The sequence below is a fragment of the Mastigocladopsis repens PCC 10914 genome, assembly GCF_000315565.1.
In the GTDB taxonomy this organism is placed as follows: Bacteria; Cyanobacteriota; Cyanobacteriia; order Cyanobacteriales; family Nostocaceae; genus Mastigocladopsis; species Mastigocladopsis repens.
The window spans coordinates 4,526,743-4,553,200 of sequence record NZ_JH992901.1 but is presented as its reverse complement, the minus strand read 5'-3'; the positions used below and the strand labels follow the sequence as shown (position 1 = coordinate 4,553,200).

Sequence of the window (26,458 nt, the reverse complement as noted above, 5' to 3'; positions counted from 1 at the left end):
GTAATCACTATTTTAGCAGTTTCAGTAAAGTTTCGTAGATCATCAGTACGGTTAGTAATGTAGCACATTGGGATACCGTTGGCATAGCTACTGCATAATTTGCATTTGTCAGGTAAGCTGTCAACAGCAGCTTAAATCTGTTGAGTTACCTCAAAACAATGACGGCAAATAGTCCTACAATTCTGGCTCTAGACTTTGATGGTGTAATCTGCGACGGATTGATTGAATATTTTGAAGTAGCATGGCGTACCTATTGTCAAGTTTGGTTGCCAGAGCAAGAAACCCCATCTATTGATTTAGCCTCTAAATTTTACCGACTCAGGCCTGTGATTGAAACAGGTTGGGAAATGCCCGTTTTAGTCAAAGCATTGGTAGAGGAAATTGCTGAAGAAAGGATTCTTCAGGAATGGGCAAAAATTGCTCAAGAACTTTTGTTAAGAGACAATGTGAAGGCGACAGAAATTGGCAGTAAACTAGACAAAATAAGGGATGAATGGATTGCCACAGATTTAGATGGTTGGCTGAGTTTACATAAGTTTTTTCAGGGTGTGAAGGAGAAACTCAAAGCAACTGCTACCAGCACAGTTAAGCTATACATTATCACTACTAAAGAAGGACGTTTTGCACAGCAGCTATTGAAACAAGGAGGGGTAGAAATACCAAGAGAAGTGATTTTTGGCAAAGAGGTAAAGCGTTCAAAACACGAAATTTTACGAGAATTAATTCAAGGAACAAATACTTTACCAGACAGCGTGTGGTTTGTAGAAGACCGACTGAAAACATTACAGCTTGTTCAACAGCAGCCAGACCTGAATGAGGTGAAACTGTTCCTTGCAGATTGGGGTTACAATACCCCAACTGAAAAAGTAACAGCCCAAAATGACCCACGGATTCAGGTATTATCACTCACTAAATTTGCTCAAGATTTTTCTGAGTGGGAATACTAATGTAGAGACGTGCCATGGCACGTCTCTAAAATTAATGTACAGCGATAGTACTATTGATTATTAAATCTCTTAAATAAAGTCAAGAGTCATGAAAATCAAACTACAGATGAACACAGATGCACACAGATAAATTATCTGTGTTAATCTGTGTGCATCTGTGGTTCTAAATATCCCTTCATTATACTTTTGCAAGAAGTCTATTGACTATGCTTGACCTTACTAAAATCACAGGACAAATGCAGGGTTTGAGTCAACATCTGACGCAAGAGGCTGCTGCTAGTCGCCAGCGTTTAGAATTGGCTCAAAAACATTTTCAAAACGCTTTGGAATGTCAGGAAGAGTTAGTGCAGCGACAGGAAAAATGGCGCGATCGCATCCTGTTTGCCAATGCGACTCCTATAGAACCACTCAACACCTGCATTGATATTCCAGTTCCCCCGAAAATTCATACCGTCATTGCGACCGATGGTTCCCAAATAGCGCCCAGTCACCACGAAATTGCTTACTGCTATCTTCTCAACATGGGTAGAGTTGTTTTACACTACGGTCAAAACCGTTACCCAGTTCTAGATAGTTTGCCGGAGATATTTTATCGCCCCGAAGATTTATATCTTTCTCGTAAGTGGGGTATTCGTACTGAAGAATGGATGAGTTTTCGCCGGACAGCAAGTGAAGCAATGGTATTATCAGAACTGGCTTGCAGTGTAAAAGAGGGACAAGAAAACCAAGAAGTCCCCACGCTGGCGATGGTGGATGGTTCGTTGATTTACTGGTTTTTAGAACAACTGCCCTTAGATGCACGCGCTCACATTTTACCCCCCATCTTAGAAGCTTGGGGAAAGTTGCGGGAAGCGCAAATCCCCTTGATGGGCTACGTGAGTGCTTCTCGTAATGTCGAAGGGATGAACTTTTTGCGTCTTTTAGCTTGTCCCCACACAGTACCAGATTGTGCCAGCTTTTGCCCCAATCAATTAGAAAAAGTTCCTTGCAAGGTCTTTGAACCTTTACGAGATACAACTCTTTTGTCCACCCAACTCAAGCCAGGACAACGCGGGTGCTTATGGCGCAGTAACGTTCGCATTCTTGAGTTGTATGAAGACCAGCAAGTTTACTTTTGTTACGTTCATGTAGGTACTGAAATTGCCCGGATAGAAGTCCCATCATGGGTAGCCCAAAACACAGCGATGTTTGACTCTGCACTGGGACTCATGTTAGGACAGGTGCAGAAAGGATATGGCTACCCAGTGGCGATCGCCGAGGCGCACAATCAGGCGGTGGTACGTGGTGGAGATAAGGCGCGCTTTTTTGCCCTTCTCGAACGACAAATGATTAAAGCTGGCATAAAGAATGTAGGAACTTCTTACAAGGAAGCACGTAAGCGGGGAAGTATTGCTTAACCTAAATATCCAACAGATGGAAAAAAATAGGTAACAATAGGTATTACACCTAAGACAATTAAATGTCGGATTATCATTGAAGTGCTTTTGCCACAAGACAAGACAATCTAGAATAATTGAGAAATTGCTCCCCAAAAGCAAGCCATGCAAAACCTCAGCACATCACAGACAACAAGGCTAAGTTTAGAGCTTTTTCATGTTCAAAGTAACACCTCTTTTGAGTTGCTACCAAATCTTGCTGTCATTCGCATTGGTAAGCCAAATGACCAAATTGCACCAGATATTAACGTTTTAGCTTTGCCAAATGCTGATATTGTTTCTCGTCTGCATGCAGAGATTCAGGTAGAAGAAAGCACATATTATATTGTTGATGTAGGAAGCTCTAACGGGACGTTTCTTAATAATGTCAAGCTAGAGCCAAAAAAGCGCTATTCTCTCACCTTAGGAGATAAAATCGACCTAGGTCACGAAGAGAAGGTAACTTTTATATTTCAATGTAAACGAAATTTAGTTTTTCCCTCTCATTCCACACCGATTCGTCCAGATACAGTGATTCAGCCTGAGATTGTGCAGCCTCAAATTGTTGAGAACAAGAAACAACCTCAAGTGGATCGTCCCAGCAAGCTTATCGGTTTGGTGCTGATGATAGCAGGGATTGTGATATTTTCTGCGAACACTCGAATTGGTTTTTTTGTTCGTATCCCTAGTTTGCTGTTATGTGTTGCAGGAGTTGTCTTCTTAACCCAACGACGTCTAAATCGTAATATAGGATGGGTTTTGATAGGACTGGGAATAGCAGTCATGCTGTTCACTGGCAATATCTTTGCGTCAGTGAATCTTTTTGCTATTCTTGCATCTTCTGCTTTATTATTTGCGGGATATCAAGTGTTTAATACCGGGAAAATCTTGAATTATAGTTTGCGCTCTTTTAGGGAATTATTGAAAAAATAGTTATTCATACAGCGTCTTTTAAAGGTGAGCATTACCTCTGTAAGTTTATAATTACAAAATACACAATGAGGGGCATACTAAAAATGTCTGTAGGATTCTATCCGCAGCCTAAATTGTGCTAACTTGGAAGCATCCAGAGTGACGCGCTTGGTTATGGTTTCTCAACCTCTAGCAACAACTCCATCAGAAGTTATTTACCCGGAAAGCGACGGCAAGCCAATGGCAGATAATACCAAGCAGTTTCGCTGGATTATAGTGATTCAGCAAAATCTCGATTGGTTATACGCTGATGACCCAAATGTCTTTGTTGCTGGGGACTTGTTATGGTATCCGCTAAAGGGTCGCAATAATATTGTCACAGCACCAGATGTGATGGTAGCATTCGGTAGACCAAAGGGAGACCGTGGTTCATATAAACAATGGGAGGAAGACAACATCCCACCACAAGTCGTCTTTGAAATCCTCTCTCCTAGTAACAGTTCGACTGAAATGGAGAAAAAGCTCCTGTTTTATGACCGCTACGGAGTTCAGGAGTATTACATCTACGACCCAGATAAGAATACTTTGAAAGGTTGGTTAAGAACAGAGGACGGATTGGATGCCATTAGAGAGATTGCGAACTGGGTGAGTCCTCGATTGAGTATCAGGTTTGATATGTCTGATGAGGAGTTGCAGATTTATCGTCCCGATGGTAGCAAATTTTTCTCTTACGCTGAGGTGAACGCGCAGCTAGAACAGGAAAAGCAACGCGCTGAACAAGCACAACAAGAATTAGAAGCAGAACGCCAGCGATCGCAAAACCTAGAGGATGTGTTAAAAAGGTATCGTGATCGCTTTGGCGATTTGCCTCAGTGATTTAACAACGTTGCAGTTGAGCTAACAACACCACAATCTCATCAACTGCTTGCCTTACAACCCTTGCAGGCTGTTCGGTTTGATTCACCATAATACTAAAAACGACTCGACCGTACCTAGGCGCATTCACATATCCTGCCAAGGAAACAACACCGCCCATCGAGCCTGTTTTCGCTTGTACAATGCCCTCAGCAGGTGTGTCTTGAAAGCGATTTTTCAGAGTCCCACTTCTGGCTGCAACGGGTAAAGATGCTCGATACACCAATGCTGCTGGTGATTTTGCCATTGCTTGCAAAGTTTGAACCAACGCTTCTGGACTCACCAAGTCTTTACGAGATAACCCCGAACCGTCTACCAAAGAGTAACCCGCTGAATCAACTCCCATTTGGGTAAGCGTTGTCTTCATAACTTCCAAACCCGCATCAGCAGAACTTTGATTTTCAACTGGTGTTTTTTTAATAGCTAATGCTCTCAACAATGACTCAGCAAAGAGATTATTACTATTGATATTTGTTTGTGCGACAAGTTCTGAGAGTGGAGGAGATTCCACATTAGCTAATTCCTCTTCATTCTTGCCCTGAGTAGATGATACAAACGTCTGTAGAACGGGAATTTTCTCTGCTATTAAAGTACTACGAAAACGACGCAAGAAATATTCAGCAGGAGCAAGAACAGGTAAACTAACTAACGCAGGCTCGGAATTGAGCGCCAATTGCCCTTGAATTCGCAAAGTTTGTCCTTTCAAGTCACGGGTAACATTGATGAACGTTGGTTGGTTTTCTGCTGTGGTTACCGACTGATTAATAACTTGCCACTGTCTATCCTCATGGATATCAACCCAGATAACTTTGAGAGGTTTGCCTACACTTTGCGGCAGAAGTCTTATACTAGAAACATTTTGATTCAAAATTAGGCTGTTAATGGGTGCGCCATAGTCTGACTGTATATCCTCCCATTGCCAGGAGGGGTGAACAATATCTCCTCGAATGTAAGTATCATCAGCAATCAACTGATTGGCTATCCGAATACCCCTCTCCTTCAACTGCTTTGCCAAAGCTGCTAATTGTGCATCAGTCAAACTGGGATCTCCCCTACCCACAACAGACAACACACCGTTACCACCGCGATACACAGAGGTGCGAAAGCGAAAATTTGTACCTAGTTGCTGTAGTGCAGCCGCAGTTGTCAGCAGTTTAGTCGTGGAAGCCGGGGTAAAGTATTTTTGGGCATCTCGACTGTAAAGAGTTTGGGGAGAAGACAGAGGTTGTACTAAAATGCCCCAACGTGCCCGACTGAATAGAGGACGATTAATCACAGCATCCACATCTGCTCCTAGTTGGGCGGGGCAAACTGTTTTCGTGGTAGTTGTTATAGGTACGACTTGTGTTTGTGCTTGAACTGGTTTGAGAGTAATACCTACCTGGCTGCCCAAAAACACAAGCAGGAACCCAAGAGAAATTCTTTTAGGCATTAGGTGAATTGAAATAATTATTGTTGCTTTATGAATGTTTTATCATCCATGAAATAGCAAAATACTTCATGTAAAAAAAATAAATTTTTAAAGTGTTTATTTATACAAAAAACCTCTGGCTATAGAAAAAACCCAGGCTATCACCTGGGGAATCTTAAAACCACGACGGCATATGGCTGGCACTCATGTCGCGTCGTACAGTACAAGACCGCGTAGCACCGGTAAGAGGAGGTTTAAGCCTTGTGCTGTGTGATTTTTTGTGCAAGAACGTATTAACACCTACGATACTTCTCTCTAAATTGGCGCAGTTGCCAAAATGCCAATTCATGGTTAACTGACATTCGCCTGCATCCTGATTGGGAAACATACAATCGCGTCTGAGCTTCGCTCTACGAAGCATGACAAAACCTCACTTCATACCTTCATCCCCACACCCAAAAAAAACTCTCCGCATCACTGGGGGTGTAAAAGTGGTAAGAGGCTAGGGGGGTTGGTGAGTTTTGCTGAAAATTCATTTTTTGTGTATTTAAGTGTTCTCACTGAAGCCAAATACAAAAAATCCGTTTACAAAAGACAAGCAATGACTTCATCTATTTACAGGATTAACATCTTTTCAGGTTCAGGCAAAACCCTTAAATTGACGTGTTTTCGTCATTAAAGATGATTGGAGGAATTAGATATCTAACAGCTTTTTCACGAGTTTTTAATTTGATTAGTTAATTTTAAACATTTTAAATCTCTAATGAATAAAGAAAAAATACTTAATGCTACTGCTAGTCTCAAAGTTAAATATAGGCGGTGTATTTATTTGGGTTTAGGGACAACTTTAGCAACCGCCATTATGCAAAGTACAATACCTATCTCAATAAATTCCGCATTTGCTACAGATGGTATTCTAGACGTTTCTCCTTTTCAAAAAATGAATCCTGCATCTGCTACAGATGGTATTCTAGACATTTCTCCACTCCAAAAGTTGACCACTGAAGCAGATTTGAGTGATATTCCTTTTGAAGTTGCCTCATCTTCCAAGATGATGCCGGAGAAAGATAAAGAATTTATCAAACCTGAAATCTCATCTGCCAAGCAACTGACCCCAATCAGGCGAATTGCTCAAACAGATTCTTCCGGTGTTGTTGGCGACTCCTTAGGAGAGATTAATAAGTTACGTCAACAGCTTCTGATTGACCCAATTTTTATAGAAGGCAGACCTGTGGGTCAAGCAGCGCCGGCTTCCAGTGCTGGGACTCCCACAGGTTATGGTGCTAGTTGGCGTCAAGCATATGTGGGTGTTGGAGGATATGTACCTTTTGATGGCGATAATATCGACGGTTCAGCATCTGTTGGTTTTGGCTTGGGAGACGCGGTTAAATCCATAGGTGCTGAAATCAGCGTCAACGTTACTAGCTTAGGTGGTCAAAATTTTGACTTTGGCGAAAGTGGAGGTATTGGTCTAAAACTACATAAGTACTTTGCAGATGGCACGGCAGTAGCTGTTGGCTGGTCAAATCCCGTAAAATGGGGAGAAGTCAACAATGCAAGAGACACTTTTTATGGTGTCGTGACTAAGCCATTTTATTTACAGCCCAATAATCAATTGCCTTTAACTGTTTCTCTGGGTCTTGGGACTGGCAGTTTTCGTTCTAAAGGGGCTATCGAAGCAGACGAAAATCCCATCAATTTTTTTGGTAGTGTGGGTTTGCGAGTTGCTCCACAAGTCTCTGTAGTCAGTAGCTGGACTGGAAATAGCCTTAATGTAGGTGGCTCATTTACTCCTTTGCGACAAACCCCCATAGTCATCAATGCTATTTTCACAGACGTGACGAACAATCTTGAGCAAGCTAGTGGCTTAAGCTTAAGTGCAGGCTATGTTTTCCAGTTCTAACTTCTCAGCTTTGTAGAAAAATTAGGAAATTTCATCCAGCAGTAATGAAAAAGCAAAAATCTCGCCTCAGTCTGGTTTTTTTACTATTGTTTGCGGGTTGTCTTGTAAGCGCTACACCCTTAAAAGTCTACGCTGGTCAGAATGTTGTTAACGGAACTAGTGTAGAATCATCCACGTTCTCTGGCGATACTTTTAATCGTACAAATCAGCCAGCACCTACTCAACCCGTACCGGGTACTAATGTATCAGTTGAGGTAAACGGTACAATTAGCATTCCACAGCAAGTTCAACAAAGTTTGAATAATGTGGCTAGCAATATAGTGCAACAATCTATCGATGCTGACTCTACGAGCGGTACTCTTGGCACTTCAACAAGTCCTGTTGTTGTTGTCCTCGTGCAGGGATCTGATGCTAGTGCAGCAACCAGTGCAGTACAGACTTCTTTATCTAGTTTAGGAGTTTCTCAATCTCTAATTACAGGGCTTGTGAACAACTTAGCAGGTTTGTTCAAAGGCTTTGATTCTGCAACAACACCAGGTGTTACTCTAGCTGCATTACAACCAGTACAGTTAATTGTAGATGTCAGTCAATTGAATGGCGCTATTGAGGCTTACAACAGCATTGTTCTTAAAAGCAACGTTGAAACTCTCGAAAAGCTCTCTAATAACGCAGAATTTGTAGAAGTTGGTCTTGTGCTCAAAGAATTAAGAGCGGCGCTTAAAGCGAGCTAGTGACCATCTATTGCTAAATTATAGACTTAAGTAGGGTGAGCATTGCCCACCCTACTTAATGTTGTCATATTCTCATAATAGTGGGGACGCGATGCATAGCGTCCACCGATTTTATTTATCTGAAGCCAACGGCTGCTTGCCAAACAAAAGCCAGCAATAAGAAAAATACAGGGATGAGTGGTAGAACATCTACCAGAGGGTCGAAGATTTGGTAAGCTTCAGGTAGTTTTGCTAATAACAATGCTGCTTCCATATTTATTAAATCCACCTATCCAACACAGCTTTCACAATTGACAAGTATCTTAACACGGTTTAGTCATTTATGAGTCCTGAGTGTTTTTCTACTGAGTCCTCAGCACTTTCTGGAGTAAGCCAGTTGGCAAATTCTGTGGTAAATCGGTCTTCCAATATTGCCTTGCGTATCCTTTGAGTGAAGTGAATGAGTTCGGTAATATTGTGAATGCTTAACAAGGTGTAAGCCAATATTTCTTGCGATCGCACCAAATGAGACAAGTATGCACGGCTAAAGTTTTGACAAGTGTAGCAAGGACAAGTTTCATCTAAAGGCGTAAAATCTTCACGAAACTTTGCATTCTTTAAGTTCCACCGTTCGCCTTGCACCATCGCCGTACCATGTCTCGCCCAACGAGTGGGAATGACGCAATCAAATAAATCCACACCTGATGCGATCGCAATAGCTATCTCCCGATAAGTCCCGACACCCATCAAATAACGCGGTTTTTCTGGTGGTAGCAGCGGCGCTGTTGCTTGCACAATTGTTGCAATCAGTTCTGGTGGTTCGCCCACACTCACACCACCAATCGCATATCCGGCCAGATCCAACTTTGTTAAAGCAACAGCGGCTTGGGAGCGCAAATCAAGATGCACACCTCCTTGGACAATACCAAACAATGCCTGATCACTGCATTGATGCGCCGACATACAACGTTCTAGCCAACGGTAAGTTCGTTGCGTTGCTGCTTCCACCTCTTGGCGACTCGCTGGGTACGGTGGACACTCATCAAACGCCATGATGACATCCGCCCCCAGAATATTCTGAATCTCAATAGAGCGTTCTGGTGTTAAGTTAATAATTTGACCATCATGGGGTGAGCGAAACGTGACACCCTCTTCACTGATTTTTCGCATTTCGCTCAAGCTAAAGACCTGAAAGCCTCCAGAGTCAGTCAAAATCGGACCATCCCAGCCCATAAATTTGTGCAGTCCTCCTCCACCAGCCACAATTGCTTCACCTGGTTGGAGATGCAGATGATAAGTATTGCACAATATCATCTGTGCTCCCGTATCCCGCAGTTGGGCTGGAGTGAGAGTTTTAACATTTGCCAGGGTCCCCACCGGCATAAATCGTGGGGTTTCCACCAGACCATGAGGGGTAAAAAAAATCCCGGCTCTAGCTTTTGTTTGGCTACAACGGGCAAGACATTCAAAAGAAAATTTTTCTCTCAAGACACAATTAACCTTTATCGAACACTCAGCAACGCCAGTCGCCTCAACTCGGGGAACCCGCTCACGGTGAGACAGCGCTGCTTCCCCAACGCACTGGCTCCTTAGAGTCAGCTTTTTAACTAACAGGTTATCTTAAAATTAAGTTAGACTAGACAAAAACGTTTGTTCCTAAAAAATACTCAAAAGCTGATATCTAAGAACTAATAGCTTTAGAGCAAATCTGAATTATCGTCATCAAACTCCGCATCCCATTTGGCTGATAGAACCTGCTCCATCATCACTTCTATATCGTGGACATTCAAGCAACGCTGTTGTCGCTCTTGTAAGGGAGTCGAGAGGGGAATCAGTCGCAGACACACCCCTTCTTGCACTAGGTCAAAGTAGGTTTGTTTTTCTGCGGACTGTTTCAGTTCCAAATAATCAAAACTGTAAATATTCAGGTAAAGAGTATGGTTGGCGACTAGGGTAGACCGTTGTGGATTGGCAAAGACTTCCATAACATCCCCCTCTCCCTCGCTGTGTAACTTACCCTCTAAGGTGTAGATGTAACGGACACGACCTAAATCTGCTAGCAATCGCCGGATATCAAGCTTGTTGACAACCACGCCTGTATTGATAATGCACGGAGCTGGTATCTTTGCGTTAGGTAGATGGTGAGTCATAATCAAATAACTTCAAGAGCGCAGGTGAGAGACAACACAGCCAAGCAGTCAAACCAAAAGCTTTTTTTACCCCCTACATTTTAATTAAATATCAACTCTGTAGAGCGAATGACTAAAAAGCTGCGATAACTGATTCTTTGGGAAACAGTATTGCTAAACTGCCAGTGAACTCAAACTTTGATTGCCTAATCTCAGTATAAAGCTGTTAATCTTATACAAGATAGTTAACTTCTATCACTGCGATAAGCATAACAAAGTTTCTTGGATTAAGTTTCTCATAAATGCAAATCTTATTTAAAGCTTTAAAAATTATGCCGCTGTATGTACCGAAATTGTCAGTGTAATTCCTTATTGTCACAGTCCAGGGACTCCCTATTTCATTGTGATAGTTATGGCTAATCAGTATCCTTGGTGGAAACAACTGCTATTAGATATAGCAGCATCTGTTATATTCTATACTTCTATCCCCCTACCTTATGTAAACGGGTTAGACTTCACGAAGGTGGCGCGGCTTGCCCCACAAGTAGGATTCATCATTGGGGGAATTTTAGGGCTATTTGATGTCAGCATGAATTATTTGAGTGTGCCAACACTCACTCGTAGCGCTTTGGTAGTGGTTGTTTGGATTGCGATGACTGGTGGACTGCATTTAGATGGAGCAATGGATACTGCGGATGGATTGGCAGTGGGTGATCCAAAGCGGCGACTAGAGGTGATGGCAGATAGTGCTACAGGTGCATTTGGCGCAATGGCAGCAATTGCCTTGATGTTACTTAAAACAGCGGCATTGACAGATTTAGACAAAAACCGTTGGTTGGCTTTGATGGCTGCTTGTGGCTGGGGACGTTGGGGTCAACAACTAGCAATTGTCCGGTATCCTTACCTCAAACCAACTGGCAAAGGTGCATTTCATAAATATGCAATTCGTTTATATAAAGATTTATTACCAGGACTATTCTTGATGGTAAGTTTGAGCGGTTTACAAATACTACTGGACAAAGAACGTTTGTTTTTTGCTTTGGGAATGATATTGGCAGGAAGTGCGATCGCCACTCTGACTGGTGCTTGGTTTAACTATAAATTAGGGGGACACACAGGAGATACCTACGGCGCAGTCGTGGAATGGACTGAAGCTTTATTTCTTTGTGTACTAACGGCTTTGGAAAACCATGGATTGTAAATAATTAAAAATTTTTCTAATTCATAATTTAGAATTTATAATTTTATTTAACTGGCTGTAGCCGTGTGACCTTGAGTTTAAAAGCCCCAATCCCAGTTTCTCCAAAAGACCGAACGCGAATGACGTAAGTACCTGTTTCCGCGACGCGGGTAAAAAGTAGGGAATTACTACTGCCATCAGGACCATCATCATTTTCTGCTACTGTTGTTCCGTCTGGTGCCAACAGCGTGATGATACAGTCAAAACTTTCAGACACCAGATCAATTGCCAGATTATCACCCTTACTCAACTTGACCATGTAATCACGGGCAAATCCACCTTGACCTGTGGGAATGTCTTTGTCAGAGAGTGTATCGAAAACTTCATTACCGAGAGGTATGGGAATTGGACTATACAACTTATTAGCTTGAGCGAAAGCTGCCGTTGTACTTATACCAACTGCTAGTAATGTAGCAGGAATTATTGTGACTTGTTTCAATCCCACGGCAAAACCCTTACTTCTCATCCCAAAGACTATTCCCACAAAAACTTCCCATAAAAACAGAGTAGCCTGGTCAATTATAGTTTTCCTATACAGGATTTGCCTATTTGGGAACAGAGCGCAAGGCTTTAACAATTCAAAATCCAAAATAAAAAAAATAATCCCTACACCTACCTCAATAAGGACGCAAGACTCTGCGCCTCTACTCTCTCAAGGTCATGGCAGTTGCTGCTAACCCTAAAACTGCAATTCCTGCTTGATTAAGTGTTTGCATAGCAGACATAGCAGTAGCACCCGTAGTGTAAATGTCATCAATCAAAAGCACTGGAGCTTCTGGACGGCGACGAAAATCTTGCCCTATGCCAAAGGCTTCAGCTAAATTTTTTGCTCGCTCACAGGCAGATAAAGAATGCTGTGCCTCAGTCGTTCGCACCCTTTCCAAACCATTTTGTTTCAATTTTAATCCAGTCGTTTCGCAGAAACTTTGTGCTATCAATCCAGCTTGATTGTATCCTCGTTGTTTTTGCCTGCTTGCGTGGAGTGGGATAGGAACAACCACAACCTTGCGTTCGCATATAGGCGAATTTAGTAGCCATGCTTCTCCTAACCATTGACCCAAAGGACGGGCAATCTGGGGTTGATTGTCGTATTTCATTGTAGCGATCGCCCGTTTGAGGATACCGCCATACGCCCCCCAAGCAAACACTGGTAGGGGGTCTTTCCACAGATATCTGGGGTCTTTTAGGTGACATTTTTGCAACTGTCTGGCACAGTTTTGACACAATTCCTGGGAGGTTGGACGCTGGCAAAGGGGGCAGTTTGATTGGAGAAAAAGGTTTAATAAGCTTGCGAGATTTTTAATCAAAGGTTGCATTGAGAACTAGAGCGCAGCGACTTTACATACAAGCGATCGCTGCCTCTCACTGTTGTAGCAAATATTTTCCCAGACCTAAACCCCTAACACTCGGCAAAAAATACATTTGGTGGATTTCTACGGCTTTTTCCCTCGCTTAATAGGGTAGTATACCCCAGTAACCACAAGTTGGTTTTGGTATTCAATGACCCAAAACTCTCCTCCAACTGCTAAGTAATATTCTTCCACTTGCAGCACATCTCGGTCTGCTCCTTCTGGCTGCCAACCCAAACCGTATTCTGATAATACACAACGAATAACTTCACCAGTTCGGATGCGATCGCTTTTTTCCCAATCACGAATCAAAAAATCTCGATAGGAATGTTTCATTCTCTCCCTTAGTACTGTTAGCTATGAATTCGGGGTTCTGAGTGCAAATTTGCCAGCACCTGACTTTCGACAACCGCCAACTCATCCAGCCGTTGCATGACAACTTCACGGTCAAAGTAGGTATCAGCGAGAACCCAGTAGACACCATAGTGCCGCGCCTCAGATGCCATCAAGCTGTGGTAAAATTTCGCTAATTCTGACTCAGGGCAATGAGTCGCTATATCCAATACATATATCCAATATAAGTACAGCAAGAACTTCCTGTATCCTTATAACAATGACAGGTTAACTCACCTGCGCTTGAGAAAGTCTAAACATAGCACTCGACTCTGTTTGGCTCAAAGCTGCTCTTTCACGAACACTTTGTAAATCAGTTTTTCTTGGGAAAGATTTTAATAGTTTTAGTCTGATGATTTAATTTGATTATGCAGTGGATGCATATTTTCTATATTTAGACTCTTTAAAAAATTATGTATTCATGTAATAAATTATAAAGTAAGCATTCTACTACAGGCTCAACTTGTTCCAGTACGTAAGTGGCTGAATACTCTAACGATTTCTAGCCATGTGAGTAAATATGTTTGTTTTCACTTCCCCAATTAGAATCAAGCCTGGTAGGGGTAAATTCCCACGTTGCAATATTCTCACCAAAAAATAATTGAGGTTTCTTCATGCGTCAAGTACTATCTTCTGCAAAATATATTATGCTTTTGCCTGCATTATCTAATGTGCTGGCAGCATGTGTTTTGATCATATACAGTGCGATACACACTTTGACGACTATTGTTGAACTCCTTAGCAAAAGCCTGACTGGAAAAATTCACAAAGCAATGATTTTCAAAACGGCTATTTCCTTTATTGAAATCGTTGATATCATGCTTCTAGCCACTGTAATCTTGATTAGTGGTCTGGGCTTATACGAGCTATTTATTGGTAACCTTAAACTCCCCAATTGGCTACTGATTCGTAATTTAGATGACCTCAAAGAAAAACTTATTAAGGCGGTAGTAGCTGTTATAGCTGTCCAGTTTCTTGTTGCCGTAGTGAATAATGATCCCAACTTACTATCCTATGGTACAGCAGTGTCTATAGTAATTATTGCTTTGACAATTTTTACTAATTTTTCGCCTAGTAAGTTAAATAAAAATTATCAAACTGAAAATTATGATTCTAAATTAGAAAAAATGGTAGAAGACGTGAAAGATAGGTTCATTGAATCTCTAAATCAACCGAAAAATATCACATTGGTTCCTCGAGAATCTCCTCGCAATGGTAAACATAAAAACTAGACTTGTCCGAAAATAAACTGCGCCTTCGTCGGGCGCTTTTTACATTTGCTGTAGACTTCACCTATACCCCTAAGATATTGCGGGTGCGTAGTTCACACAATCAAATTTAAATCCCCAAACTCATGCCACAGATAACCTCGCTGCACGGCATCCTCTATTTAAAACTACCAATCAATTGGTTGACGATCTCTGAAGAACCCACCCCTAGCACCTTCATCAGGAAGCGTTGCTAGCCACACAATCGTATCGACTCCTTGTTCTGGCGTGCGAGGCGCATTTGGTCCGCCCATCTCGGTTTTCACCCAACCAGGACAAACTGAATTCACTAAGATGTTTTTGCCTTCTAATTCGTTAGCAAAAATTCGCGTTAAAGCATTCAAAGCAGTTTTGGAAACGCGATACGCAGGCGTACCACTCCCCATATCGCTCAGTTGTCCCGCACCAGAAGAAACGTTCACTATCCGTCCGTAATTCTGTTTCTTCATCAACTCAATTAACGCTTGAGTCACTCGCAAAACACCGTAAACATTTGTTTCCATTGTTTGACGTAAAGTGTCAACTTTGGCATCAAACACGCTGTTTCCACCAGCTTGAGCATCAATATATATAGCTGCGTTATTCACTAAGACATCGAGTTTGCCAAACTGCTCACGAATAAATTTGGCTAATTTTTGACTGCTTTCATCATCTGTGACATCAAGAGGATGAAAAATGACATCCAAGCCTTCAGTTTGTAACTTTTCAGCAGCAGCTTTGCCTTTGGCTTCATCACGACTGGTCAGAATGACTTTATATCCCTTTTTAGCCAATTGACGAGAAGCTTCAAATCCCAATCCACGATATGCACCTGTTACAACTGCAACTTTTTGCGTTGTGGTCATTGCTTTTCTCCTGTAACTTAGCTTGTAGTAAGCGCTGAAGCACTTACTATAAAACCATTACCAAATTAATTATTTCAATGAGTACTCTGGGTTATATTCAACTAACTCAATCTCATTACCATCTGGGTCATTGACATAAATTCTATGCTTTGTTTCAGGCGCTGTCATTGTGTAATATTCAATGCTCTCAGCATCAAGCAATTTTTGCATGGCTTCGCCGTCTTTAATTACAAAGCCAACATGGTTTATACCAATGCTTTCGTAAGGCGTATGCACACGCTCTTGGTCAGTTTCATCATTGAGAGCAAGATAAAATTGGTTATTGCCTAAATGCAACCAGCGTCTACCCTCAAACACTCCTTCAGCGCGTACGTACCAATCAGGAAATAGGGTTTGGTAAAACTTCTTGGTTGCGTCGAGATTTTTACAAGAAACGTTGATGTGTTCAAAGCGAATAAAGTTCATGTTTCCTCCTTGTTATTGGAGAATAACCCATGGATAGTGGAGATTAGTTATTAGCAATTTTTAACAAAAAACTACTAACTCCTATCGATTTAACCTAAAGCAATATCTAAAAACATCATGACGACAAAGCCAAACATCACACCAATAGTTCCTTCTTTTTCCAAACCTTTACGATGAGACTCGGGAATGATTTCATCACTAATCACAAACAACATTGCTCCTGCAGCAAACGCCATCGCCCAAGGCAATATGAAATTGGCAATACTCACGACACCAGCACCAATTAAACCGCCAATTGGTTCGACTAAACCCGTCAGCAGCGAAATCCACAAAGCATAACCTGCTGAATATTTCTCACCTACTAAAGATAATGCTACTACTAACCCTTCTGGAATATTTTGCAAGCCAATACCTAAAGCAACGGGAATTCCATCGGTAATATTGTTGTTGCCAAAATTCACTCCCACTGCTAATCCTTCTGGAAAGTTGTGAATAGTAATTGCGCCAATAAATAGCCAAATTCGCTTGAGGTTATTGCTACGAATTTCTTCCTCTTTAAAAAAGTGTTCGTGCGGCATAAACCGATGTGCTAGTTGCAGAAATAATCCGCCAAGCAGAATACCCGCCACCATAATTAAGGCTGCATTCGCTTTGGAGTAACCTTGGGAAATCGCTGCTTCCGTACCAGGCACAATTAACGAAAACGATGTCGCCGCTAACATCACTCCCCCACCAAACCCCAGCATAATTCCTTGCACTCGCTGTGTGAGATTTATTGGTAGTAAAATCGGCAAGGCACCAAGAACTGTAGCAAGTCCTGCACCTAAACTGGCAACTGCACCTATAACAAGGCTTTGCATACTTGGGGTTTTGAATTTAATCTATCTTCTTTAAATCATAGTCGGTATGATTATGAGTTGCAAGTATTTTGCAAAAAAAATCGCTGACATTTTGTTTGCCTGCGATTATCCGACAAGTGTTGAAGCGCTGGGTGCAGTATTTGGGGCAGTCTTATGGTATCTCTCACCAAGTACCAACTTGCCTCAAAGCGTTACCCCTACTAAGTTTCAGTATCTGGAACTAGGCGCGCTCTCACTACCCCTAAAAGGACAAATAGCAGAATTTTTCAAAAATGGTTGTCAAATCCCCCTCCAGGTAAAACCTTACAAAGGATAGGAACAAGAAACCACTTCCTCGTTAGAGCCGGATACTATTTTGTGGTCAGTTGGGTTGTAAGCCATTAACTCAGTAACTTGCGCTTTGTTAAGTCTCCTAAGGTAGACGCGTCTTGTCGTTTGGTCAACATGAAACTCCTGTTGGGGTAGTAATACCTGCTTGTCAGTCATTCCGTCATTGAGGTCAACAACCAGGTACTGGAAATGTCCGGCTTCATCGACTAAGATATCTACCACTTGCCCCGCCTTTTCCTCTTGAGCGGTGTAGACTTCAAAGTGCATGAACTCATGCTCCTTAAAAGAGCGACGGGAGCTAGCTTCAAAGTCTTCGAGTCTTGAAAGTGCCATAGCCTCCTCCAGTTTTCTATCTAGTTTTCTGTGATGTCTTGTTATCGATAAGTAAAGTAAGGTCGTCCCCACTTTAATGGGTCACTCATTTATGAGCACATTGCAAGTAGGTGAAGTACAACGCGCTTTGTCTAAAAGCCAGACACAGAGCCAATTTTACTTCTGACTTCTGACGACTGACGCCAATATTGCTGCTGTATGAGCACCATCACTCACTACGGCTCAACTTTTCAGGTCGTTGGCTGTGTGATTAAACTCTCCCCACACTTGAAAACTCTCTGCCTCATCTTCAGGGAAAATAGTCAGACCCCTAGGCTTGCACCATTTAATCTGAACAGTAATTCCCTCTGCTCCTTCGTTTACTAAATCCTCTATGTAGCCATCTTGAGCCAAGGCAGCTTCTTTTGCACTGTCAAAAGGTCCAAAGTAGTAGATACAGCAGGGCTTATGGCTGAGAATTTCAACCCACCAGTCCATTTCTATCTGCTCTTTTTCAATAGTTCCTGCCGAATTCATGGGAGTTCTCCGCAATTATCTAGGCTGGGCTATCTACATTCCCTTAAGGGATGAAGTCAACGCTCAAAGCTGAGAACTTAGCTATCAACCAAATACTGAGAAGAGGCATTGCTTAGGTCAACCTCTTTAGGAATGTGGGGGTTAAACTCTTGAGAGTTTTCTTAGAGAAAATACACAATCGTTGCCGAATAAAAAGCTTTTTATTCGGCAACGATTGAGAACCTTATTCTTTAGACTATAGAAAATAGCTGTCAAATTCAGTAGGATATCTACCCAATATAACTAGGTAGATACCCGCTTGTAGTGGAGGGAATACCCCCACTCAATCTACTGGCTCTTCGTTGAAGCTTTACCAAATAAACGGAATCAAACGGGCGCTAGATTGTTTATAATCGGCATAATCTGGGTATTTTTGGGGCATTGACTGTTCTTTTTGAGAGATAAGCCAAAGGTAGATAACTAAGACATATCCAGGCACCAAATAAGCCCAAGGTGAACCAGCGACGACACTAAAACTTAGATATCGCAGTAAATCACCAAAGTAATTGATATTGCGGGAGAAGCGCCAGATACCATCACGAACTAACCCTGCGCCGAACTGCTTTGCGGTAAGCTTTTGCACATCGGCGGTTGCATTTATCAGGCTACCAAAAATGTAAAGCGATAGTGCCACAGCAGTTGTGGTCATTGATAAGGGGACGGGGTTGACAAACGCTAGGTATCCCGGCAAGCTGTAAAAAATCCCGACGCTCAACAACGTAAAGAGCAACCCAAAAGCCCCCATGCGCTGATTAAATATTTGTTGCCGTTGGGGGAAAAGCCACTGTTCCACCAGCCACCATAGACAATAGCTGATGTGCAGGCACAGATAGATGACTTGTCGCCAGTCTTGAATGCCGAAGACAAAAGCAAAAGCGACCAAGCAGCCTATTGTGGTAACTTTTGCTATGTTAATCGCCGTGAGTGCTGTGATCGCAGCTTTTTCAGCGTTGGCAGTGTTTTGCATATAGCCATACCAAATTTATATTCTTAACAGTGCCTGATTTTAATTTCGCCGATTTACCAAAGTTGTGCTAGCTTGATCAACTGGCATGAGTACAACTTCATTAATATTTACATGGCTGGGTCGCGTAACACAGAAAAATATGACATCGGCAACGTCATCTGGAGTCAAGGGAGTGACTCCCTGGTAAACTTTTTTAGCGCGATCGCTATCCCCATGAAAGCGCACCTCGCTAAATTCTGTTTCCACCATACCAGGATCAACGGAAGTTACGCGGATAGGCGTTCCTAATAAGTCTTGTTTCAAACCTTCAGAAATGGCTCTGACGGCGGCTTTCGTGCCACAATAGACATTACCACCGGGATAGGTTTGATGCCCAGCAATAGAACCAATGTTGACGACATGACCGCGATCGCGTTTCACCATCCCAGGGACGACATAGCGAGTCAGGTAGAGCAACCCCTTGATGTTGGTATCAATCATTTCTTCCCAGTCTTGGAAGTCGCCTTCGTGAAGTTTGTCTAAACCGCGACTAAGACCAGCGTTGTTAATTAAGATGTCGATGTCAGACCACGAGGGCGGTAGGCTAGAGATGGCAGATTCTACAGCAGCGCGATCGCACACATCTAGCTGTAACAAATGTATCTGTAGAGACGTGGTATGCAACGTCTCTACAACCTGCTGCAAGCGCTCCAACCGTCGTGCAGCTAAAATCAGCTTTGCACCTGCACTTGCGAATACTTTGGCACAAGCAGCACCGATACCACTGCTTGCGCCAGTAATCAAAATGATTTGATTTTGAACAGAAAGCATTTTTAGTCAAAGGTTAAAAGTCAAGGGTCAAGAGTCAAGAGTCAAAAGTCAAAAGCCTTTTACTAATGACTGATGACTAATGACCAATGACTAATAACTAGTTTTTCACGACCTGCATCCGCTGAGTTATCATAACCATGCCTTCTCCTCGCATGATGACCGCAGAAACCCACTGGCTACCAGGGGTAGCTGGTGCGCGTCCAACTTTAAAAATTCCACCAGATGAAAGTAATTCCAGTTCTACAGGTGTGGGAGCAAGAAACTTATCTGGTTTAATTGGTTCTTCCAACGCTGTTCCTAAGAGATAGTCATCGCCGAGAGGTTCTTTGACAACCGCGTCAAAACTAAACTGCTGACCAACTTTTACCTGCTGGGGTAACTTAAGCTCTACTTGGGGTGGCTTGGTACCAGAAGTCAATTGAGTGCGTTCAGACAAAATGTCTTGGCGGAGAATTTTTCCTCCAGCAACGCGCTGGCGTGACCTAATTGTGGCATTGAGAACAGAGTTATCACTGCTAGTAGAGGGTACACCAGTTATATTAGTTACTGTTTCGGTGACAATGGCATTACCTTGAGGTTTCCAAGATTGTATCTGGGTGCTGTATTTCAATTGAGGGTATCGCTGCCAAAGCGCAGTTAAAGCTTTTTCCATGTTCTGACGGGTTAAGCCATCTCCATGAATAAAATTGGGGCTGTAGAACTGCATCACCCCTTTGACATCACCTCGGCTTGCTGCTGTATCAATTTGCGTCAATAAGTTTTTCAATTCAGCGGGTGCATCCTGGGGTGTACTCGCTTGAGCACATTTCCAACTAGTCAATAAACCTAGTGTCAGCAGAGAACAAACTAGCAAGCGACTGGGTTGGAACAGTATTTGACGTTTGTGTAGAAAGGAAGCAAGATTTGGCATGAGTAATAATTGGCAACTTGAGTACAGAAAGTATGGAAATTGTTTTATCTTAGGTTAAGCGCTAACAGGGTGGAGAGTTAATGGTACACACTCCTATACGGTTACTGATAGCTGCTAGTGGGACTGGCGGACACTTGTTTCCTGCGATCGCACTGGCTGAACACTTGAGCGATTATCAAATTGAATGGCTTGGTGTCCCTAGTCGATTAGAAACTCAGCTTGTTCCCAAGCAGTATCGATTGCATACGATTGCGGTTGAAGGTTTTCAGCAAGGTTTTGGTATTTCGTCTCTTGGCATTTTAGTAAAACTTATTGGTTCAATTTTAGAAGTCAGGAAACTTTTACGACAAGGAAAATTTCAGGGAGTGTTTACGACAGGCGGCTACATCGCCGGACCTGCTGTTATTGCGGCGCGTTCGTTAGGTTTACCTGTCATTCTCCACGAATCTAATGCCTTGCCAGGTAAAGTCACGCGCTTTTTCGGTCCTTGGTGTAGTGCGGTGGCAGTGGGTTTTGAAGTGGCTTCTCAGTATTTGCCCCGCGTCACAACAATTTATACTAATACCCCAGTGCGTTCTCAATTTCTTGAAGAGGGAATTGAAGCAACCCTGAATCTCCCTATTCCTGAGGGCGTTCCCTTAATCGTTGTCTTTGGTGGTAGCCAAGGAGCTGTTGCTGTCAATAAGCTAGTGCGCCAGTCTGCCAATGCTTGGTTTGATGCTGGTGCTTGGGTTGTGCATTTGACAGGCGATAAAGATCCTGAGGCTGAGAGCCTGAAGCATTCGCAGTATATTTGTTTACCATTTTATGACAATATGGCTGCACTGTTGCAACGTGCAAATTTAGCAATTAGTCGTGCAGGAGCTGGCAGTGTTACGGAATTGGCAGTATGTGGAACACCAGCAATATTAATTCCTTACCCGTTTGCCGCAGAAGACCATCAAACTTATAATGCCGAAGTTTTTACCTCAGTTGGTGCAGCGATCATGTTTAAACAGTCTGAGTTAACAGCACAGATATTGCAAACTCAGGTCTTGGATTTGTTGCACAATCCAGAAGAGTTGCGTCATATGGGGGAAAAGGCAAAGGCGATCGCTGTTCCCGATAGTGCTCAAAAATTGGCGCAATTGGTGCGTGAGGTGGTGGAAAGATGATGGGGTGATATGTATGTAAATTCTCGCAATCTCCCCAGATCCCCACTTACTCCACCAATCGAATGCTTTGATAGCAATTTCGACCATTATCCTTTGCTTGATATAATGCCCTATCTGCCGCTTTAATCAAAGCTTGTACAGAACCATTGTGAGAGGGGATAGTTGTAGCAATCCCAAAGCTTAGGGTGACATATTGTCCTACTAGAGAAGCAATATGTGGAAGATTTCGTTGTCTAACCTTTGTTTGGATAAGTTGAACAACCTGTATTGCTCCGTCAGCGTCCGTATTAGGCAAAAGCACTGCAAACTCTTCGCCACCATAACGAGCCACTAAATCGGCAGGACGCTTAACAGCAAGACTAATTGCTTGAGCAATCTGCACTAAACAAGTATCACCAGCTGGATGACCGTAGGTATCGTTATAAAGCTTAAAATAATCGACATCGCACAAAATGAGGGATAAAGGATTTTGCTCTCGTGCTAACCGCAGCCATTCTTGATTAAGGTGTTCATCAAAATGTCGTCGATTGGCAAGCTGAGTCAGTCCATCAAGCGTAGCTAGGCGTTGCAGTTCCTGATTTGCGATTTGCAACCGCTGGTAAAGTTCCGATTGCTGAATGGCAATGACCAATTGGTCAGCAACTGTCATAGTCAGTTCTACTTCTGAGTCTTGCCAAGTCGAGTGTTGTCCGTTTCTTGCTAGACTCAGGCTACCCCAAACTGTCGAGTTGATATGTAATGGCACTAACAGCCATGTTCCCAAAAAGATTTGAGCAAACTTGGAGTTAACCTCATCATCTATAGTCCTAGGATCATTAATACGGACAACTTCTAATTTTTTGATTCGAGCGGCAACTTCATTTCCCTCATCTGGGATATCCACTCCCAAGGCAGTTGGTAAGTCAGGCGTTCGGCGATATTCTGCCACGTGCTTCCAGAGCTTTTGGCTTGGTATGTACTGAGCAATTTCTGCGCGATCAGCTTGCAAAAGTTTAGCAGTCTCAGCAACAGCGGTGTTGAAGATAGTTTGCAACTCGAGTGAGTTACGAATCGTTTTAATGACTCGATTGAGTGCCTTTTCTTTTTCTGCTTGTAACCGTAATGCTTGTTCTGCCTGTTTAATTTCAGTGACATCAACTACAAGCCCATCCCAAACAATCCGTCCATCATTGAGACAACGGGGCGTTGAACGAAAGTGCAGCCACTTGAGTTTGCCGCTCGGTGTTCGTATCCGCAGTTGAATGTCTATAACTGACATATTTTTGAGCGACTCATCAATTGCTTGTAAAAACTTTGGGTAATCCTCCTCTAAAAATTGGTTATGAAGGAAGCGACTATCTTTTAAGGCATCTTCAGGTTTAACTTCAGTAATGTTTTCTACACCTGCACTGATGTAGTAAAAGCAGTAGCTGCCATCTCGTTCGCCGGCAATTTGGTAGATTGCACCATGAGGCAAGTTATCACCAATAGAACGCAGTAAGGTCTCCCACTCTGCTAAAGCTAGTAGTGCTTGCCTATACTCAGTAACATCAACAGCGACGCCTCCCACAAAATGTTGCCCAGACAAACCTTTAATGGGAAACTCATACACCAAAAAATCACCTACAGTACCATCTCGTCGGGGCGCAGTCTCGATTGCTTCCACAACTTGATTGGAGACGGCAACCTTTTTGATATTATCAATCCACTGCTGGGCAAACTCCGCAGGATATAAATCAAATAAACTTTTCCCGATGATACTGTCAGTTGCTTGCTGGATTGTGCGGAGGTATGTTTGACTGGCGTACAGCATCCTACCATCTGTATCTGTTATCCAAGCTAACGCTGGACTGTGGTTCATAAAAGCTTGGAAACGTTCTTCACTTTCCCGCAACGCAGCTTGAGCTGCTTTGCGTTCTGTAATTTCTGCAACGACAATCCCAAGTGAGCACCTGATTTGGTCATGAATTGGAAAGTACGAGACTAACCAAGTTCGGTTTACGCCAGGAAGTTTTGGGGTTTCACCATTGATTTCGACATTAAGGATAGGTTGACGAGTTGTTAGGACTTGCCGAAAAATCTCTTCTTGCTTGGGTGCCAAATGTGGTATCATTTCCCAAGGAGTTTTACCCATATGTTCTTTTGCAGGAATGCCATTTATTTCTGCTAAAGCTTCATTAATGAGCGTATAGCGCAGTTGACTATCGAGAACTGTCATACCTACAGGCGCATTGCTGATGAAACCGTTGAGTAATTGTTGCTTGAGAGCTACCTCTTCCTCCAATGCTTTGCGTTCAGTAATGTCTACCAAAGAGCCTACAAACTCCACAGCATTACCCTTTTTATCTCGGACTAATTTGGTGTGAGTTTCGAGCCAGCAATATGTGCCATCAGCACACAAGAACCGATATTGGTGGGAGTGATAATTTCTTTCAAAAATTTGCGGTATCTCTCTCAAGACGCGTTCAACATCTTCTGGATAGACGTGATTTACCCAAAAATCAGAGTTATCTAAAAAGTCTTGTGGCTGGTATCCTAAAATTGTAGTGACGTTTTCACTTATAAAAGTAGCTCCATAATCTCCGTGGGGTCTACAACTGAAAATGACTGCTGGGCTAGCTGTGAGTAGATACTTTAAACGTTCGCTAACTGACAGCAGTTCTGATTGTGTCCTTTTGAGGTTGGTAATATCTCGTCCTTCTGGAATGAGCAGCACCACCCGACCTGACTCATCTCGCACTGGTTTGAGCGAAAAATCAAAATCTCTCATGACACCATCAGCATCTGGTAAGATGACTTCCATCCGGATGAATTGTCCTGCTGCTGCTTGGGCGATCGCCGCTTTCAAGTTCTCTTGAATTTCTACTGTGCAGCTCCAGCAGGAAAGCTCCCAGAAAGGTCGGTTGATGGCATCCTCTCGTCGTGCCCTAATAAATTCCAGCGCTCCTTGGTTAAGTTCCAACACTGTACCATCAGGAGTGAGAAGCCCGATCAATTGGAATGTCTGTTCAAAGGTAGCTCGGAATTTTCGCTCACTGTCTTCAAGTGCTTGTGTGACCCGTTGGCGTTCATAGAGTTCGTGCTGCAACAGCAGGTTGATCTTTGCAAGTTCTGCTGTCCGCTTCCTCACACGCATTTCCAACGTGGCATTCATCTGCACTAAAGCTTCTTCAGCTTGTTTGCGTTTGGTGATATCAATTGCAGTGGTCAGCACCAATCGCCTACCATCTGGAGTTCTGCCTAAAGGAGCAGAATAAAAGTCCCAAATGCGCTGCTCTCCACTACGTGTACAAACAGTGAATTCTCCTTCTGCAACACGGCAATCGAAATTGTATAAGCGGTCAATGGCTTCTCTAACATATTCTTGACGCTCTCCGTAGGCTTGTTCTGTCCATTGGGCAATAGTCCGGATCTCTTCAGGCTTGTATCCAGTAATATCTGTCCATACGTGATTAATCTGCACGATCTCTCCGTCCTCAGCATGGATCATGATAGGTAGTGGAGAACTCATCACAGCACGTCGGAATTGCTGTTCTGATTCCCGTAGTTTGTGCTCTGCTCTTTGACGATAGGCTTCTACCTGGTCTATTAATGAAGCGTTCGACAAAATGAGAATCGAGAGTATGAGGAATATGATCACGGTTTCTAAAGCGTGAATTAATGTATAGTCATACTTGTTGACCTCAAGCCAAGTAGTAAACGAATTGATGGCAAGCGGCACAATGATTGCCCAGGGTAAGAATCGACGTGCGATCGCCCCACCGATTGAGGAACTTGTCACAGTCTGCATTAGCCCCTTATTTGGATGTGTAAATAAAATCCCGACGCACAGTACAATTAATGCCATAGCCGTGTGGAGTGCAGTTGCCCTTGTGGCAACGGCAAACTCATTTAAAATCCGTGCTCCAAACAAATAACCAACCAATGTTAATGTTGCGGTAAAACCCACAACACAGCTTAGGCTTTGAGCAAGCCAATACCTCTGTCGAGTTTTTTGTGCTAGCAACACAAGGGCAATTCCCAACAGCGTTAAGTTAAATGCTGTGACTTCCTCTATTCGCCCTGGGTAGAGATGGGTTGCTGTTACGATTCCATCATCAAACAGTAATTCATCAATGCCGAGATTCCATCCAAAAAAATACTCGCCCAGAGTGACTAATCCGATGGTTGTTGTCAGCAAAGCACTTCCTTGGGCAATAAAATAGAGCGACTGAGGGAGTCTTTGTCGCTGCAACAGTCCCAATGATACGCCTAATAACAAGAGGCACACCCCTGTGTTTGGCTTCATTGTGTGAGGATTGCCAGGGAAACCAATCTTGAGCAGAGAAATGTCTTGGTGCCAACCCAGCAAGACACTGCACCCTATGAAGGTAACAAAGACTACTACAAATTGACCAATATGTTTATTCATTTGTAGAAAAATATCTGGATACAAGTTTTTTTTGGCTAGCTGCTCTCAGCCATTGACCTGTTTCAAAGACGAGAGAAATAAACACTTCTGTCCTTGCTGCCAAAAATCCACTATGTTTTGGTTACTTTCAACACAGCCACAAATGACTCCAGAGTAAATCCACTTAAAAACTGCTCATTTTATAGTTGTGTAAGAATCAGGTTTTTGACATCACTTTCACATCTTTATACCATTTCTCACAATACTT

General features: G+C 42.8%; 25 protein-coding genes and 2 pseudogenes. 10 read left to right on the top strand and 17 right to left on the bottom strand.

The genetic code is table 11. The annotated features are described in order from the left end of the window. Positions 1 to 158 precede the first annotated feature (158 nt). From MAS10914_RS0122285 to MAS10914_RS0122270, 4 genes are all read left to right on the top strand, one after another. On the top strand, positions 159 to 947 hold the full coding sequence (locus tag MAS10914_RS0122285) for an HAD family hydrolase (RefSeq protein ID WP_017318162.1): 789 nt from the start codon (positions 159 to 161) through the stop codon (positions 945 to 947). 206 nt (positions 948 to 1,153) lie between these two features. After that, positions 1,154 to 2,344: a DNA double-strand break repair nuclease NurA gene (locus MAS10914_RS0122280; RefSeq protein ID WP_017318161.1), complete on the top strand. Its 1,191-nt coding sequence runs from the start codon at positions 1,154 to 1,156 to the stop codon at positions 2,342 to 2,344. 144 nt (positions 2,345 to 2,488) lie between these two features. After that, entirely contained in the window at positions 2,489 to 3,295 is an 807-nt protein-coding gene (locus tag MAS10914_RS0122275) for an FHA domain-containing protein (protein ID WP_017318160.1), read from the top strand. Between the two features lie 153 nt (positions 3,296 to 3,448). Beyond that, positions 3,449 to 4,150: a Uma2 family endonuclease gene (locus MAS10914_RS0122270; protein WP_017318159.1), complete on the top strand. Its 702-nt coding sequence runs from the start codon at positions 3,449 to 3,451 to the stop codon at positions 4,148 to 4,150. A 1-nt stretch (position 4,151) separates the two neighbouring features. Here MAS10914_RS0122270 and dacB read toward each other — a convergent pair whose 3' ends face one another. Continuing rightward, positions 4,152 to 5,621 carry a D-alanyl-D-alanine carboxypeptidase/D-alanyl-D-alanine endopeptidase gene (gene dacB / locus MAS10914_RS0122265; protein WP_017318158.1) on the bottom strand — a complete coding sequence of 490 codons (1,470 nt, stop codon included), beginning with the start codon at positions 5,619 to 5,621 and terminating at the stop codon, positions 4,152 to 4,154. A gap of 742 nt (positions 5,622 to 6,363) precedes the next feature. Between dacB and MAS10914_RS30820 the strand changes: the two genes are divergently transcribed. Continuing rightward, positions 6,364 to 7,503 (top strand): hypothetical protein, encoded by a 1,140-nt coding sequence (locus MAS10914_RS30820; protein WP_017318157.1) that lies wholly within the window; start codon positions 6,364 to 6,366, stop codon positions 7,501 to 7,503. A 44-nt stretch (positions 7,504 to 7,547) separates the two neighbouring features. Beyond that, positions 7,548 to 8,234, top strand: a complete 687-nt coding sequence (locus MAS10914_RS32270; protein WP_017318156.1) for a RodZ family helix-turn-helix domain-containing protein — start codon at positions 7,548 to 7,550, stop codon at positions 8,232 to 8,234. A gap of 115 nt (positions 8,235 to 8,349) precedes the next feature. On the opposite strand, the gene MAS10914_RS0122250 is transcribed toward MAS10914_RS32270, so the two are convergent. The 3 genes from MAS10914_RS0122250 to MAS10914_RS0122240 form a co-directional block, all read right to left on the bottom strand. Continuing rightward, entirely contained in the window at positions 8,350 to 8,487 is a 138-nt protein-coding gene (locus MAS10914_RS0122250; protein ID WP_017318155.1) for a photosystem II reaction center protein K, read from the bottom strand. Between the two features lie 59 nt (positions 8,488 to 8,546). Further along, on the bottom strand, positions 8,547 to 9,701 hold the full coding sequence (gene tgt, locus MAS10914_RS0122245) for a tRNA guanosine(34) transglycosylase Tgt (RefSeq protein WP_026082738.1): 1,155 nt from the start codon (positions 9,699 to 9,701) through the stop codon (positions 8,547 to 8,549). Positions 9,702 to 9,910: 209 nt separating this feature from the next. Then, the gene (locus MAS10914_RS0122240) at positions 9,911 to 10,363 is read right to left on the bottom strand and encodes a hypothetical protein (protein WP_017318153.1); all 453 of its coding nucleotides are present in this window, start codon (positions 10,361 to 10,363) and stop codon (positions 9,911 to 9,913) included. 391 nt (positions 10,364 to 10,754) lie between these two features. Here MAS10914_RS0122240 and cobS point away from each other — a divergent pair, with 391 nt between their 5' ends. Beyond that, the gene (gene cobS, locus MAS10914_RS0122235; RefSeq protein WP_017318152.1) at positions 10,755 to 11,543 is read left to right on the top strand and encodes an adenosylcobinamide-GDP ribazoletransferase; all 789 of its coding nucleotides are present in this window, start codon (positions 10,755 to 10,757) and stop codon (positions 11,541 to 11,543) included. A gap of 43 nt (positions 11,544 to 11,586) precedes the next feature. Here the strand turns inward: cobS and MAS10914_RS0122230 are convergent, their stop codons facing one another. From MAS10914_RS0122230 to miaE, 4 genes and pseudogenes are all read right to left on the bottom strand, one after another. Next, positions 11,587 to 12,048, bottom strand: coding sequence for a PPC domain-containing protein (locus MAS10914_RS0122230; protein WP_026082737.1), 462 nt, complete (start codon positions 12,046 to 12,048; stop codon positions 11,587 to 11,589). Positions 12,049 to 12,226: 178 nt separating this feature from the next. Beyond that, positions 12,227 to 12,898, bottom strand: a complete 672-nt coding sequence (locus MAS10914_RS0122225; protein ID WP_017318150.1) for a ComF family protein — start codon at positions 12,896 to 12,898, stop codon at positions 12,227 to 12,229. 49 nt (positions 12,899 to 12,947) lie between these two features. Then, positions 12,948 to 13,267, bottom strand: a pseudogene (locus MAS10914_RS31715) (GNAT family N-acetyltransferase); the annotation flags it as partial. Between the two features lie 17 nt (positions 13,268 to 13,284). Further along, positions 13,285 to 13,488: pseudogene (gene miaE, locus MAS10914_RS33120) on the bottom strand (tRNA isopentenyl-2-thiomethyl-A-37 hydroxylase MiaE); the annotation flags it as partial. Positions 13,489 to 13,938: 450 nt separating this feature from the next. On the opposite strand from miaE, the gene MAS10914_RS0122210 reads away from it, so the two are divergent. Then, positions 13,939 to 14,556, top strand: a complete 618-nt coding sequence (locus MAS10914_RS0122210; protein WP_017318147.1) for a YqhA family protein — start codon at positions 13,939 to 13,941, stop codon at positions 14,554 to 14,556. 164 nt (positions 14,557 to 14,720) lie between these two features. On the opposite strand, the gene MAS10914_RS0122205 is transcribed toward MAS10914_RS0122210, so the two are convergent. From MAS10914_RS0122205 to MAS10914_RS0122195, 3 genes are all read right to left on the bottom strand, one after another. Beyond that, complete coding sequence (locus MAS10914_RS0122205; protein WP_017318146.1) at positions 14,721 to 15,437, bottom strand: SDR family oxidoreductase; 717 nt, start codon at positions 15,435 to 15,437, stop codon at positions 14,721 to 14,723. Between the two features lie 69 nt (positions 15,438 to 15,506). Beyond that, entirely contained in the window at positions 15,507 to 15,902 is a 396-nt protein-coding gene (locus tag MAS10914_RS0122200) for a VOC family protein (RefSeq protein WP_017318145.1), read from the bottom strand. Between the two features lie 89 nt (positions 15,903 to 15,991). Next, positions 15,992 to 16,762 carry a ZIP family metal transporter gene (locus MAS10914_RS0122195; RefSeq protein ID WP_017318144.1) on the bottom strand — a complete coding sequence of 257 codons (771 nt, stop codon included), beginning with the start codon at positions 16,760 to 16,762 and terminating at the stop codon, positions 15,992 to 15,994. Between the two features lie 46 nt (positions 16,763 to 16,808). On the opposite strand from MAS10914_RS0122195, the gene MAS10914_RS35810 reads away from it, so the two are divergent. Then, positions 16,809 to 17,078, top strand: coding sequence for a hypothetical protein (locus MAS10914_RS35810; protein ID WP_017318143.1), 270 nt, complete (start codon positions 16,809 to 16,811; stop codon positions 17,076 to 17,078). Here the strand turns inward: MAS10914_RS35810 and MAS10914_RS30805 are convergent. The 5 genes from MAS10914_RS30805 to MAS10914_RS0122165 form a co-directional block, all read right to left on the bottom strand. Beyond that, complete coding sequence (locus MAS10914_RS30805; RefSeq protein ID WP_017318142.1) at positions 17,066 to 17,425, bottom strand: PRC-barrel domain-containing protein; 360 nt, start codon at positions 17,423 to 17,425, stop codon at positions 17,066 to 17,068. The genes MAS10914_RS35810 and MAS10914_RS30805 overlap by 13 nt on opposite strands. Positions 17,426 to 17,647: 222 nt before the next feature. Then, complete coding sequence (locus tag MAS10914_RS30800) at positions 17,648 to 17,941, bottom strand: DUF1816 domain-containing protein (protein WP_017318141.1); 294 nt, start codon at positions 17,939 to 17,941, stop codon at positions 17,648 to 17,650. Positions 17,942 to 18,290: 349 nt separating this feature from the next. Continuing rightward, complete coding sequence (locus MAS10914_RS0122175; protein WP_017318140.1) at positions 18,291 to 18,947, bottom strand: DUF1295 domain-containing protein; 657 nt, start codon at positions 18,945 to 18,947, stop codon at positions 18,291 to 18,293. A gap of 39 nt (positions 18,948 to 18,986) precedes the next feature. Further along, complete coding sequence (locus MAS10914_RS0122170; RefSeq protein ID WP_017318139.1) at positions 18,987 to 19,757, bottom strand: SDR family oxidoreductase; 771 nt, start codon at positions 19,755 to 19,757, stop codon at positions 18,987 to 18,989. A 97-nt stretch (positions 19,758 to 19,854) separates the two neighbouring features. Then, positions 19,855 to 20,667, bottom strand: a complete 813-nt coding sequence (locus MAS10914_RS0122165) for a Cif family virulence factor (protein WP_017318138.1) — start codon at positions 20,665 to 20,667, stop codon at positions 19,855 to 19,857. Between the two features lie 80 nt (positions 20,668 to 20,747). On the opposite strand from MAS10914_RS0122165, the gene murG reads away from it, so the two are divergent. After that, positions 20,748 to 21,821, top strand: a complete 1,074-nt coding sequence (gene murG, locus MAS10914_RS0122160; RefSeq protein WP_017318137.1) for an undecaprenyldiphospho-muramoylpentapeptide beta-N-acetylglucosaminyltransferase — start codon at positions 20,748 to 20,750, stop codon at positions 21,819 to 21,821. A gap of 46 nt (positions 21,822 to 21,867) precedes the next feature. Here the strand turns inward: murG and MAS10914_RS32265 are convergent, their stop codons facing one another. Then, positions 21,868 to 26,211 (bottom strand): PAS domain S-box protein, encoded by a 4,344-nt coding sequence (locus tag MAS10914_RS32265; protein WP_156818216.1) that lies wholly within the window; start codon positions 26,209 to 26,211, stop codon positions 21,868 to 21,870. Positions 26,212 to 26,458 lie beyond the last annotated feature (247 nt).